This is a genomic window from Nonomuraea sp. 3-1Str (assembly GCF_031570565.1).
In the GTDB taxonomy this organism is placed as follows: Bacteria; Actinomycetota; Actinomycetes; order Streptosporangiales; family Streptosporangiaceae; genus Nonomuraea.
In genome coordinates, this window is the sequence record NZ_JALHBK010000021.1 from 57,165 (window position 1) to 69,242 (window position 12,078).

The window sequence follows — 12,078 nt, forward strand, 5'->3', positions numbered from 1 at the left end:
GACGGGAACTCAGGAGCACCCTGAGGCGTTGCAGGTTTAAACGGGCTTTGCCGGTCCGGAAGGCAGGCAGTGCGCATGAGGGGACGAAAGCAGGCACTATGGCGGTAGCTGTGGTCCCAAAGAGAGGAGATCTGGTGGACGAACGCGACCACCAGGCCGATGCCTCCGTGTCTGATTGGACGCCTCCCACCTGGGAGGAAGTGGTGCGGACGCACTCCGCGCGCGTTTATCGGCTGGCGTACCGCCTGACCGGCAACGTCCATGACGCCGAGGACCTCACCCAGGAGGTCTTCGTACGGGTCTTCAGGTCGCTGTCGAGCTACACGCCCGGGACGTTCGAGGGCTGGCTGCACCGGATCACGACCAATCTGTTCCTCGACATGGCGCGGCGCAAGCAGCGCATCCGGTTCGAGGGACTGGCCGACGACGCCGCCGAGAGGCTGCGCGGCCGGGAGCCGTCACCGGCGCAGGCGTTCGACGACGCCCATCTCGAACCCGACATCCAGGCCGCGCTCGACGCGCTCGCCCCCGAGTTCCGCGCGGCGATCGTGCTGTGTGACATCGAGGGCCTGTCGTACGAGGAGATCGCGGCCACGCTCGGGGTCAAGCTGGGCACGGTCCGGAGCCGTATCCACCGTGGCCGGGCGCAGTTGCGCGAGGCGCTCGAACACCGGGCCCCGCGACACTCACAACTTCCCCCGCCTGTAGTCCCCCCGCCAGCATTCCCGTCGGGGCCCCGTGGGGAGGAAGTCTGATATGTCGCATCTTGGAGAACGCGTGTCCGCACTCGTGGACGGCGAGCTCAACCATGCCGAGCGCGATCGCGCGTTGGCTCATCTGACGTTCTGCGCCGACTGCAGGCGGGAGGTCGAGTCGATGCGGGCGCTGAAGTCGCGCCTGCGCTCGCTCGACGAGCTCGCCATGCCGGCCGACCTGACGATGTCGCTGCTGCGGATGGCCGAGCCGGGCGGCCCGCTGCCGCCCCGCGAGCGGCCCTTCCCCGCGCGGACCTTCGGAGGTGTCCCGCTGCCGGGCCCTCATTCCATCGCGCCCCTGGACAACCGCCCCCGCAGGGACGCGAACGGCGGCGTTTCCGGCCCCGGCCGCCGGGGTAGGCGGCGCGGCACGTACGTGGCGGTCGGCGTGGTCTCCGCGGCCGTCGCCCTCGGCACCTTCTTCGCCGCGTCCGGCGCCGGGCAGACCAGCACGCCGCCGCCGGTCGAGCTGTTCCGGCAGAACACCCCCGCCTCCACCCAGGCCACCCCGCCCACCGCCACGCCCTGACCAGGACACGGCGGGCTGGGATACTCGGTGGCGTAGTCCACGGCGTCGGGGGCATACGATCGGAGTTCGGGGTTTTGGAGAGGAACCGCCGGTAGAAGCGTGGTTCCTGACCATTGCTTTACGACTCTCGTATGCCGATCGCACCAGGATTGCGGTGTCGAGCAAGGAGTGGTGAGACGTAGATGACCGACGAGAAGCGCCCGGGCGAAGGACGCATGCCGTCGGACTTCCCTGTGACTCAGGGGCGCCCGGAATTCCGGCCCGCGGACGGCCAGGCCGACCGGCCTGGCGGCGGGCCGGAAGCGCCCTCGTCCGGCTCACCGGGCTCCTGGGAACCACCGAGCTCCTCCGAATCGCCGGGCGCCGCCTGGGGTTCACCCGCCTTCTCCGACGCGCAGGGCGCCTATGGCCGGCCGGAAGGCCCGCAGGAGCCGTACGGCTCGCAGGGGTCCTGGCGGGCAGCCTCCGGGCACCCGGGTGACGTGCCCGTCTTCGGCGCCCCTCAGGGCCCCTACGGGGGCCCTTCGCCCTCGTTCGGCTCTTCGGATGACCGTGGTGACCGTGGTGGCGAGGCAGGGGACGGGGCGCCGTTCCAGGCGGCCTCCGGGGACGCCCGTGACGCCTCCGGCGTCGGTCCGGGTGACGACGCCCAGCGTGGCCGCTCGCCGTACGAGCCGAGCCGTGAGGCCGGGCAGGAGCCCAGGCCGGAAGGGCAGGAACGCGGGCAGGAGAGCGGTCAGGAAGGCGGCGCTCCCGGCGAGCCTCCCTTCGGACGCCCCGGCGCGGGTGACCCGCCCTTCGGCCGGCCCGACGGTCCCGACACGCCGTTCGGCCGCCCTGACAGCGGCGACCCGTCGTTCGGACGCGCCGACGACTCGCCGTTCGGCCGCCCCGATGGCGGTGACCCGCCCCACGGGCGGGGCGACGCGGGCGAGGCGTCGTTCGGCGCCGAGGGCGGGTCGTCCACCCGCGCCTACGAGAGCCCGTTCTTCGGCCCCTCAGCCGGCCCCCAGCCCTACGGCGGCGACACGCCCCCGCCGCCCCCGCGTCACGCGCTCGGGATGGGCCCCGGCTGGGCTCCGCCGCCTCCCGGAGGCGGCGTCGCGGCGGCCCCCCGGCGTGGCCCCGGCATCGGCGTGCTCGTGGCGCTGGCCGTGGTCATCGCCCTGGTCGCCTCCGCGCTCGGCAGCATCGGCACCTACCTGCTGACCCGGTCCAACGGCACCGACCCGACCTACAGCCTCGGCCCCGCCCCGACCGGCGCCACCAACCGGGCGCCCGACTCGGTGGCCGGCGTGGCGGCGCGGGTGCTGCCCAGCGTCGTGTCGCTGGAGGTCGGCAACGGCAGCAACACCGAGGGCGCCACGGGCTCCGGGTTCCTGATCAAGAACGGCTACGTGGTGACCAACAACCACGTGGTCGCCATGGCCGCCAAGGGCGGCGAAATTAAGATCATGTTCTACAACCGCAAGACCACGACCGGCCGCATCGTCGGCCGGGACCCGGGCTCCGACCTGGCCGTGGTCAAGCCCGAGGACACCTTCGGCACGCCCGAGATCAACCTGGGCAACTCCGACCAGGTCGTGGTCGGCGACCCGGTGATCGCGGTCGGCTCGCCGCTGGGCCTGTCCGGCACGGTCACCACGGGCATCGTCAGCTCCCTGAACCGGCCGGTCATCGCCGGCGACGAGAGCGGCGGCTCCGAGGAGCCCGCCTACATCAGCGCCATCCAGACCGACGCCGCCATCAACCCCGGCAACTCCGGCGGCCCCCTGGTCAACGGCAAGGGCGAGGTCGTGGGCGTCAACTCCGCGATCGCCACGCTGAGCCGCTCGCTCACCAACCAGAGCGGCAGCATCGGCCTCGGCTTCGCCATCCCGGTCAACCAGGCGCGGCGCGTGGCCGAGGAGCTGGTGACGAGCGGCAAGGCCAAGCGCCCCAAGATCGGCATCGTGCTCGACCCCGACTACAAGGGCCAGGGCGTCCGCATCGCCTCCGAGCCCGCCGAGGGCCGCCAGCCGGTCGACCCCGGCGGTCCCGCCGCCAAGGCCGGGCTGAAGGCGGGCGACGTCATCCTGGAGCTCGACGGGCTGCGCCTGCAGGACGGCAACGAGCTCATCGCGCTCGTCCGCAGCAAGTCGCCGGGCTCGCACATCACGGTCAAGTACCAGCGCGCCGGGCAGGAGCGCACGGCCACCCTCACGGTCACGGCCGACGCCGAGCCCGCCCCGACGCCGTCCTGAGCCGTACCGAGGCCGTATCCGGGGCCGGTGACCGGTCCCGGGTACGGCCTCGGGTACGGCCGGGGCTGGGGGTCGATCCGAGCGCGGGAGCCTTTAGGCTGGGATACGCCGGGGTTGTCCTCGGAGTAGTTGGACTGCGCTAGGAGCTCACGGTGTTCGGACTCGGGTGGCTTGAGGTCGGGGCGCTGATCGTCATCGCGCTTCTCGTCTTCGGGCCCGACAAGCTGCCCCAGGCGGCGGCGCAGGCGGGCAAGACGCTGCGCAACCTGCGCCGGATGGCCAACAACGCGCGCGACGACCTGAGAGCCGGCCTGCCGCCGGAGTTCTCCGACTTCGACCCGGCCGACCTCAACCCGCGCACCTTCGTTCGCAAGCACCTGCTGGACGACGTCGAGGACGCCTGGAACGCCAAGCCGGGCGAGCTGGAGACGGCCACGGCCGCGCCCGTGCCGGAGCCGGTGGACGAGCTGGGCTACGGCCAGATCCCGCCGTACGACTCCGAGGCGACCTGACGCCGCTCGTCGGAGCCCGCCGAAACCCGCGACAACAGACGCCGCTCGTCGGAGTCCGCCGAAACCCGCGACAACAACGGCGGCGACAACCCGCGACAGCCTGCGGAGACGCGGCGGGCCCGCTCGGTGTGAGCGGGCCCGGAGCGGGAGCGGGTGCTAGCCGCGGTTGGGGGACAGGCCGAGCTGGAGGCCCTTGAGGCTGGAGGACCGCTTGCTCAGCGTGCCCGCGATCGAGCGGAGCTCGGCCGCCGCCGGCGAGTCGGGGTCGGTCAGGACCAGCGGCTTGCCCTCGTCGCCGCCCTCGCGCAGCCGCAGGTCGATCGGCACCTGGCCGAGCAGCGGCACGCGGGCGCCGAGCGTGCGGGTCAGCGCGTCGGCGACCGTCTGGCCGCCTCCCTCGCCGAAGACCGCGATGCGCTCGTCGCAGTGCGGGCAGGGCAGCCACGCCATGTTCTCGATGACGCCGGCGATCTGCTGGTGGGTCTGGGCGGCGATCGACCCGGCCCGCTCGGCCACCTCGGCGGCGGCCATCTGCGGCGTCGTCACCACGAGGATCTCGGCGGACGGCAGGCGCTGGGCGACCGAGATGGCGATGTCCCCGGTGCCCGGAGGCAGGTCGAGGAGCAGGACGTCGAGGTCGCCCCAGTAGACGTCGGCGAGGAACTGGTGCAGCGCCCGGTCGAGCATCGGGCCGCGCCACACCACCGGAGTGTTGCCCTCCGGCTTGAACATGCCCACCGAGATGACCTTGATGTCATGCGCCATCGGCGGCATGATCATGTCTTCGACCTTGGTCGGCCGTTCGGAGGCGCCCAGCATGCGAGGGATGCTGTGGCCGTAGATGTCGGCGTCCACGATGCCGACCTTGAGGCCGCTCGCCGCCATGGAGGCGGCCAGGTTGACCGTGACCGACGACTTGCCGACGCCGCCCTTGCCGCTGGCCACCGCGAAGACCCGGGTCAGCGACCCCGGCTGGTTGAAGGGGATCTCCTTCTCGGGACCGCGGTCGCCGCGCAGCTTGGTCTGGAGCTCCTTGCGCTGCTCCGTGCTCATGACGTCCAGTTCGATCTCGACGCCCGTGACACCGTCGAGCCGGGAGACCGCAGTGGTGACGTCACGGCGGATGGTGTCCTTCAGTGGACAGCCCGCGACCGTGAGATAGACGCCGACGCGAACCACGCCGCCGGGCGCGAAGTCGACGCTCTTGACCATTCCGAGATCAGTGATCGGACGACGGATCTCGGGGTCGATGACGGTGGCGAGGGCGGCCGTCACCTGTTCCTGGGTTGGTGCCATCGAAGTCTCGGCACGAAGGGAGTGCCGTCCCTCCTTAGTGGTCTCTGTATGTCAGGCGCTGCACGCCGGTGAGGATGCCCCTCCATGGTATGAACCAGGGGCACGGCACGGTTAATCCGTGCCGCGTCGATGGCTGTATAGGTGTGCGTGCAACAAACTAAGGTTACTCCGTGACTCTTCTGCGCGACGAGGGCCTCACCGTCGAGGAGCTGGCCGTCTGGCGGATGCTGCAGCGGGCGCAGGTGCGGATCACGCGCCATCTGGAGGCGGAACTGCTGGACGCCCACGACCTGCCGCTCGCGTCGTACGACGTGCTGTCGCAGCTCGCCGAGGCGCCCGGGCGGCGGCTGCGGATGAACGACCTGGCGGGCAGGGTGCTGCTGTCCCGCAGCGGCCTGACCCGGCTGATCGACCGGTTGCAGCGCGACGGGCTGGTGAGCCGGGAGGCGTGCGAGAGCGACGCCAGGGGGCTGTTCGCGGTGCTGACGGACGCGGGAGCGGCTCGGCTGGCCGAGGCCACGCCCACCTACTTGCGCGGTGTCCGCGCGCAGTTCCTCGACGTCCTGGGCCCCGGCGAGGTCACCCGGGTGCGGGAGCTCGCGGCGCGGCTGGCCGAGGTCACGGGCGCTCCCTGAGCTCCTCCAGCAGATGCTGGAGCTCCGAGCGCAGGTAGTCGCGGGTGGCGACCTCGCTCAGCGCCATCCGCAGCGCGGCGATCTCCCGGGTCAGGTACTCGATCTCCGCCTGGTTGCGCTCGGCGGCCTCGCGGTCCTGCTCGTACTGGACCCGGTCGCGGTCGGCCTGCCGGTTCTGGGCGAGCAGGATGAGGGGCGCCGCGTACGAGGCCTGGAGCGACAGCATGAGCGTGAGGAAGATGAACGGGTACGGGTCGAAGGCCAGGTCGGCCGGGGCGACGGCGTTCCAGATGACCCAGACCGCCACGAACACCGTCATGTAGACGATGAACCGCGCGGTTCCGAGGAAGCGGGCGATCCGCTCCGACAGGCGGCCGAACGCCTCCGGGTCGTAGTGCGGGCGCAGCGTGCGGCGCAGGTCGCGCGGCTGGTCCAGCCGCTCGGCCGTCACGACGGCTCCCCGGCACCGGAGAGCCGGGCGGGCCGGCGGGCGCTCATGGGTGCGCGCCTTCGCGCCAGTCGGCCGGGAGCATGTGGTCGAGCACGTCGTCCACGGTGACCGCGCCCACCAGCCGCCCCAGCTCGTCCACCACGGGCGCCGCCACCAGGTTGTAGCTGGCCAGGTAGCAGGCCACCTCGGGCAGTGTGAAACCCGGCCGGATGGGGTCGATCGACGGGTCGAGCACCGAGCCCAGCAGCGTGGAGGGCGGGTCGCGCAGCAGCCGCTGGAAGTGGCTGACGCCCAGGTACGCCCCCGTGGGCGTCTCGTTCGGCGGCCGGGTCACGTACACCTGGGCCGCGACGGACGGCGCGAGGTCCTTCTGCCGGATGTGCGCGAGCGCCTCGGCGACCGTGGCGGTCGGCGGCAGGATCACCGGCTCGCTGGTCATCATGCCGCCGGCCGTGTCCTGCGGGTAGGTGAGCAGCCGCCGCACCGGCGCGGCCTCGCCCGGCTCCATCAGCGCCAGCAGGTGGGCGGCCTGGTCGGCGGGCAGGTCGTTGAGCAGGTCGGCGGCGTCGTCGGGGTCCATCTCCTCCAGGACGTCCGCGGCCCGCGCGGGTTCGAGGGTGCTGAGGATGCCGATCTGGTCGCGGGGAGGCAGCTCCTCCAGCACGTCGGCGAGCCGGTCGTCGTCGAGCGCGCGGGCGATCTCGATCCGCCGCTTGCCGGGCAGCTCGTGCAGGGCGCTGGCCATGTCGGCGGCCCGCATCGACTCGAACGCGGCGATCAGCCCGGCGGCGCCCTGGTCCCTCTGGAGCTGGTCGAACCCGGACACCTCGCCCCAGGCCATGATCCGGGGGTCGCGCCGCCGCCTGCCCCGGTACACGGCGACATTGGTGATCTCCCAGGCCGACGGCCTGGTCTCCTCCATGGCGACGTCGAAGACCGTCATCTGCTCGCCCCCGGCGCTCACCGTGCGGTCGAGCATCTCGCCGATGACGAGGGTCTCGGTCGCGCGCTTCTCGAAGCGGCGCAGGTTGAGCCGGCCCGTGAAGACGACCGCGCCGGCCTCGATGCCCCGTACGCGGGTGATGGGCAGGAAGACGCGGCGGCGCGGCTGCACCTCGACCACCATGCCGTGGACGGCGGGCGGCAGGGTCCCGCGCAGGCCCACCACGACGTCCCTGATCCGGCCGATCTGGTCGCCGGCCGGGTCGAAGACCGAGGTCCCGGCCAGGCGGGCCACGAAGATCTTCATACCGAGCAGGCTAACAGCCGGGCGACATTGCGCCCCGGACGCCCGGCATGTCAGTATCAAAAGATAAGAACGGTAATTACGGCGAATGGTGTGGGAATGAGATACACGGGACTCGCGATGGCGCTCGTCTCGGCGTGGTGCTTCGCGTTCTCCGGACCCATGGCCAAGTACCTGAACGCGGCCGGGCTGGCGCCCATGGAGGCGGTCTGGGTGCGGATGGGGGGCGCGGGGCTGCTGATGGTCGCCGTGCTGGCCGTGCTCAAGCCGTCCGCCCTGCGGATCCCGCGCTCGCGGCTGCCGTTCTTCGGGCTGTACGCCGTCGTGGCCGTCGCCGGGGTGCAGTCGCTGTACTTCGCCGCGCTCACCCGGCTGCCCGTGGGGATCGCGCTGCTGCTGGAGTACATGGCGCCGGTCATGGTCGTGGTCTGGGTGCGCTTCGTGCGCCGGATCCGGCTGCCGCGCTCCGCGTACCTGGGCGCGGTGACCGCCGTGGTGGGGCTCGGCATCGTGGTGGAGGTCTGGGACGGCCTGCGGCTGGACGCGCTGGGGCTGCTGCTGGCCCTGGTCGCCGGGGCGTGCTGCGCCGGATATTTCCTGATGAGCGATAGCTTCGGGGACGACGTGGATCCGCTGGGGCTCATCGCCTGGGGCATGCTGGGCGCCGCCGTGGTGCTCGTGCCGTTCGCCCGGCCGTGGAGCATCCCCTGGGAGGCGTTCACCCGCTCGGTCGCTCCCGAGGGAGGCGGCCTCACCCTGCCGGCGTTCGGGGCGTACCTGTGGATGGTGCTGGTGGCGACCGTCGCGGCGTACATCCTGGGCGTCAACGCGGTGCGTCGCCTGTCGGCGGCCGTCGGCGCGACGGTGGCGTCGTTGGAGGTCATCGGCGGCGCGGTGGTGGCCTGGGCGCTGGTGGGCGAGGCGCTCGGGGCGTTCCAGATCATCGGCGGGCTGCTGGTGCTGTCCGGGGCGCTGCTCGCCCAGACGGCGGCCTCCCGGGGCGGGGCGCCGGCGACCGGGTCCGCGCCCGCGCAGTCGTCCGCCGAGGCCGGCCTGGCCCTGGACCGCGCACAGAGCTGACCGGCCACGACATGCTGGACGTCGCCCTGCGCCGGCGCCACGTCTCGGCGAACCGGGAGGGCGGGTCAGGACTCCAGGGGTGTGAGGCGGAGGACCGTGGAGTCCCGGGCCCAGCGGTCCGCCAGGTGGGCGCCGTCGCGCGCGTTGAGCCGCTCCTTGGCCAGCGCCGCGACCGCCTCCGGCTCCGCCCGCTGGTCGACGACCTGGACCGCCGCGTCGAACTCCACCAGCCGCGCCCCGTTGTCCTTGCTGCGCAGGGTGACCCGGACCCGGTCGAGGCCGGCGAGTCCCGGAAGGTCCTGCTCGCCGCCGCCGGTCACGATGTGGATGGCGCCGTCGTGCCAGGCGTGCCAGGCCAGGCGGGGACGGTCGAGGCCGAGCCAGAGGACGCCGGACTTCTTCGCGCCCTCCTCGATGGCCGCGCGTGTGTCGCTCACGTCCCGACTGTAATCCAGCGCGGTGATCCGGTGGCAGGTCGCGTGGCGGTCCGCCTGCAGTCGCCGCTCGGAACCTCGCAGAACAGAACTGTCACGCGCGAACGGCTGACCAGCGACCTCACAGGGTCACGGGGAGCGACGTCAAACGCCACGTGCCGGGGTCGGGAGCGCGTCGCGCGCCCTCCGGACCGGCCGCCAGGTCCGGGAGGCGGCGCAGCAGAGCCGACAGGGCCACACCGGTCTCCACGCGGGCCAGGGAGGCGCCCAGGCAGAAGTGGGCCCCGTGGGCGAACCCCAGATGGGTCGCCTCCCGGGCCCGGGTGACGTCCAGCCGGTCCGGGTCCTCGAACACGCGCGGGTCCCGGTTGGCGGCGGCGACCGAGGCCGTCACGGCGTCCCCCGCGCGGATGGCCGCCCCGTACAGCTCGACGTCCTCGCTCGCGTAGCGGGGGACCGTCAGCAGGATCGGGCCGCACCAGCGGGTCAGCTCCTCGACGGCGCGGGGCATGAGGCCGGGGTCCGCGACCAGTGCCCGGAGCTGGGCGGGCTCGGACAGCAGGACGTGGACGGCGTTCGCGATGAGGTTCGCCGGGGTCTGCCCGGCGAGGACCAGGTGCCAGACCAGCGTGACCAGCTCGGTGTCGCTGAGCCGGTCGCCGTCCTCCGCCTGCGCGCGGATGAGATCCGCCAGGAGGCCGGACGGCGCGTCGCCGGTCGGCGGGGCGGCGCGCCGGCGGGCGACCGCCTCCCTGGCGCCCGCCATGATCCCGGGGATGGCCGCGGCGAACCCCGGGCCCGCCCCCGCGGCGACGAGCGTGCCGAACTCGCGCCAGCGCGGCCGGTCCTCCTCCGGCACGCCCACCAGCTCGCAGATGACCTCCATCGGGAGCGGGGTCGCGAAGTGCCGCAGCAGGTCCACGACGCCGTCGCCGGCGTGGCCGGGCAGCTCGTCCAGCAGGCGCTCCACCACGCGCTCGATCGCGGGCCTGAGCGTCTCATAGCGGTCGGCCAAGCCCGGCACCTGCTCGTGGAAGGTCTGCCGCGTGCAGTTCAGGTTGCTACACACCAAGCGTCGTAACCTCAGCTCGATCACCACAGGCATCCCGTCTACCGGGCGATCGGCCAGGCACCGCCGGTGATAGCCGTGCACCTTGCTCGTGGCCACCCGGCACGACGGACAGGACACTGGAGCACCCCGCGTGCGGGCCACCACCTGGATCCGACCGTCCTAACGGTCCACCTGCTCGATCTCCACCGCTGCCAAGTGTGGGAAGAGCATCGCTCACCATGCCACGGTTGCACACCGTTCACAGTCTCATCCAGAACAGCAGAAGGTAGGGAATCGGTACAATCTGTTACCGCGAGAATCTTGGTAGAGCCTGAAGGGTGATACCCCCCTACCAGTCCTCGACGGCGTCCGGGACAAAGAGGTCCGGCAGTGCGCCCATCAAGTCGGGATCGAAGAATCCCTGACCTCGTCCCATCGGAGATCCGTCATGCCGTCATGCTGCCCGGTCGCATGGCCTGCCGCAGGGTCGCACCGGGCGGCGTGGGGACGTTGGCGAGACGTTCCAGAAGCTGGTCAAGGGCGGCCTGGCCGTCGTCGACTGCGGCCCCGCTCGTCATCGGTGAGCGGGATGCGGGGGTGTTCAAGCAATGCTAGGTGGGTGGCGGGAAGGTGACAGTGGTGCGCATCCCGCCTTCCGGGCGTGGTTGGGCGTCGAGTCGCGCGCCGTGGGCGGTGGCGATGGCCTTGACGATGGATAGCCCGAGGCCGAGTCCGCTGTCGCGACTGGCCCTGGCTGTGCCAGCGCGCTGGAACGGCTGGAACAGTCGGTCGATCTCACTCTCGGGGATAACGGGCCCGGTGTTTACCACTGTGAGCACGGCGCCTCCGTTCGAGAGGCTGGTAGTGACGTGGACAGTGCCGGAGGGGGCGTTGTGGCGCAGCGCATTGTCCACGAGATTGGTCACCAGGCGTTCGACGAGGCGAGGAGCCCCGGCGGCCGGGGAGGAGTCGAGCGTGGCGTCCAGACGGATTCCCCGGCGGTCTGCTTCCGGGCGATGCGTGTGGATGGTGTGATCGGTGATGTCGGCCAAGTCGAAGGGTTCGTAGTGGTCGAGTCCAGCCTCGCTGCGGGCGAGGGTGAGCAGTGCCTCGATCAGGCGCTCCTGTTGAGCATTGGCCGACAGCACCCGTTCGCACACGAGGCGCAGTTGATCGGCGTGGGCGCCGGGATCGCTGAGGGCCACCTGGACCACCGTGCGTTGCCGGGCGAGCGGGCTGCGTAGTTCGTGGGAGGCATTGGCGATGAACTGGCGCTGGGCCGTGAAGGACGCCTCCAGCCTGCCGAGCAGTTCGTCGAAAGTGTCGCCGAGTTCTTTGAGTTCGTCGTCGGGTCCGGTCAGTGCCAGCCGCGCGTGCAGGCTGGTCGCGGAGATCTGCCTGGCGCTCCTGGTGATAGTGCGCAGCGGGCGCAGGACGCGTCCGGCCACGATCCAGCCCAGCACGATCGAGACGACCGACATGATGGCCAGGGCGATGGCCGACTGGGTGAGAAGTGAGCGCAGTTCGGCTTCGTGCTGGCGCACGGCCCGGGTGCGCATGTGGTCGGCTTGAGCCTGGACCTGGTCGGCGGTCAATCCTTCCGGGATGCCCAGCAGGTGGTGGCCGTCGTCCGGGGCGCCATCGGCGGCGCCGATCAGGTGGCCATCTTGGCCGTCCAAGACGACTGCGCTGGTGGAGTGGACGACCAGAGCATAGGTGACGGCGAGCAGGCAGGCACCGGACAGCAGGAAGAGCGCGCCGTAGAACAGGGTCAGACGCATCCGGATGGTACGGCGAGGCCGGCGGGACACGGGCCCTATCAGACGTGATGGAGGCTGGCGGGACA

The 12,078-nt window shown here is 71.8% G+C and carries 12 protein-coding genes and 1 pseudogene; 6 read left to right on the forward strand and 7 right to left on the reverse strand.

Annotated features, from left to right (window positions below):
• The first annotated feature begins 98 nt into the window (after window positions 1-98).
• From sigE to MTP10_RS28625, 4 genes are all read left to right on the forward strand, one after another.
• Entirely contained in the window at window positions 99-755 is a 657-nt protein-coding gene (gene sigE, locus MTP10_RS28610; RefSeq protein ID WP_310712919.1) for an RNA polymerase sigma factor SigE, read from the forward strand.
• A gap of 22 nt (window positions 756-777) precedes the next feature.
• Window positions 778-1,284, forward strand: a complete 507-nt coding sequence (locus tag MTP10_RS28615; protein ID WP_310712920.1) for a zf-HC2 domain-containing protein — start codon at window positions 778-780, stop codon at window positions 1,282-1,284.
• A 182-nt stretch (window positions 1,285-1,466) separates the two neighbouring features.
• Window positions 1,467-3,527 (forward strand): trypsin-like peptidase domain-containing protein, encoded by a 2,061-nt coding sequence (locus MTP10_RS28620; RefSeq protein ID WP_310712922.1) that lies wholly within the window; start codon window positions 1,467-1,469, stop codon window positions 3,525-3,527.
• Between the two features lie 152 nt (window positions 3,528-3,679).
• Complete coding sequence (locus MTP10_RS28625; protein ID WP_310712924.1) at window positions 3,680-4,039, forward strand: sec-independent translocase; 360 nt, start codon at window positions 3,680-3,682, stop codon at window positions 4,037-4,039.
• A gap of 156 nt (window positions 4,040-4,195) precedes the next feature.
• Here MTP10_RS28625 and MTP10_RS28630 read toward each other — a convergent pair whose 3' ends face one another.
• Window positions 4,196-5,335, reverse strand: coding sequence for an Mrp/NBP35 family ATP-binding protein (locus tag MTP10_RS28630; protein WP_310712926.1), 1,140 nt, complete (start codon window positions 5,333-5,335; stop codon window positions 4,196-4,198).
• Window positions 5,336-5,505: 170 nt separating this feature from the next.
• On the opposite strand from MTP10_RS28630, the gene MTP10_RS28635 reads away from it, so the two are divergent.
• On the forward strand, window positions 5,506-5,970 hold the full coding sequence (locus tag MTP10_RS28635) for a MarR family transcriptional regulator (RefSeq protein ID WP_310712928.1): 465 nt from the start codon (window positions 5,506-5,508) through the stop codon (window positions 5,968-5,970).
• Here the strand turns inward: MTP10_RS28635 and MTP10_RS28640 are convergent.
• Both MTP10_RS28640 and MTP10_RS28645 read right to left on the reverse strand, forming a co-directional pair.
• Window positions 5,954-6,421, reverse strand: coding sequence for a DUF1003 domain-containing protein (locus MTP10_RS28640; protein ID WP_310712930.1), 468 nt, complete (start codon window positions 6,419-6,421; stop codon window positions 5,954-5,956). The two genes, MTP10_RS28635 and MTP10_RS28640, sit on opposite strands and share 17 nt — an antisense overlap.
• 43 nt (window positions 6,422-6,464) lie before the next feature.
• Window positions 6,465-7,670, reverse strand: coding sequence for a magnesium transporter MgtE N-terminal domain-containing protein (locus tag MTP10_RS28645; protein WP_310712932.1), 1,206 nt, complete (start codon window positions 7,668-7,670; stop codon window positions 6,465-6,467).
• Window positions 7,671-7,766: 96 nt separating this feature from the next.
• On the opposite strand from MTP10_RS28645, the gene MTP10_RS28650 reads away from it, so the two are divergent.
• Complete coding sequence (locus MTP10_RS28650; RefSeq protein ID WP_310712934.1) at window positions 7,767-8,747, forward strand: EamA family transporter; 981 nt, start codon at window positions 7,767-7,769, stop codon at window positions 8,745-8,747.
• Between the two features lie 65 nt (window positions 8,748-8,812).
• Here MTP10_RS28650 and MTP10_RS28655 read toward each other — a convergent pair whose 3' ends face one another.
• The 4 genes and pseudogenes from MTP10_RS28655 to MTP10_RS28665 form a co-directional block, all read right to left on the reverse strand.
• Window positions 8,813-9,184 carry a hypothetical protein gene (locus MTP10_RS28655; RefSeq protein WP_310712936.1) on the reverse strand — a complete coding sequence of 124 codons (372 nt, stop codon included), beginning with the start codon at window positions 9,182-9,184 and terminating at the stop codon, window positions 8,813-8,815.
• 118 nt (window positions 9,185-9,302) lie between these two features.
• Window positions 9,303-10,250: a cytochrome P450 gene (locus MTP10_RS28660; RefSeq protein ID WP_310712938.1), complete on the reverse strand. Its 948-nt coding sequence runs from the start codon at window positions 10,248-10,250 to the stop codon at window positions 9,303-9,305.
• Window positions 10,251-10,397: pseudogene (locus MTP10_RS42055) on the reverse strand (transposase family protein); the annotation flags it as partial. It abuts the gene before it with no gap.
• Between the two features lie 446 nt (window positions 10,398-10,843).
• Window positions 10,844-12,013, reverse strand: coding sequence for a HAMP domain-containing sensor histidine kinase (locus MTP10_RS28665; protein ID WP_310712940.1), 1,170 nt, complete (start codon window positions 12,011-12,013; stop codon window positions 10,844-10,846).
• Window positions 12,014-12,078 lie beyond the last annotated feature (65 nt).

Coding starts and splice junctions, on each gene's coding strand:
- MTP10_RS28650 (WP_310712934.1), top strand. CDS start 7,767: ATGAGATACACGGGACTCGCGATGGCGCTCGTCTCGGCGTGGTGCTTC.
- MTP10_RS28665 (WP_310712940.1), bottom strand. CDS start 12,013: ATGCGTCTGACCCTGTTCTACGGCGCGCTCTTCCTGCTGTCCGGTGCC.
- MTP10_RS28645 (WP_310712932.1), bottom strand. CDS start 7,670: ATGAAGATCTTCGTGGCCCGCCTGGCCGGGACCTCGGTCTTCGACCCG.
- MTP10_RS28630 (WP_310712926.1), bottom strand. CDS start 5,335: ATGGCACCAACCCAGGAACAGGTGACGGCCGCCCTCGCCACCGTCATC.
- MTP10_RS28620 (WP_310712922.1), top strand. CDS start 1,467: ATGACCGACGAGAAGCGCCCGGGCGAAGGACGCATGCCGTCGGACTTC.
- sigE (WP_310712919.1), top strand. CDS start 99: ATGGCGGTAGCTGTGGTCCCAAAGAGAGGAGATCTGGTGGACGAACGC.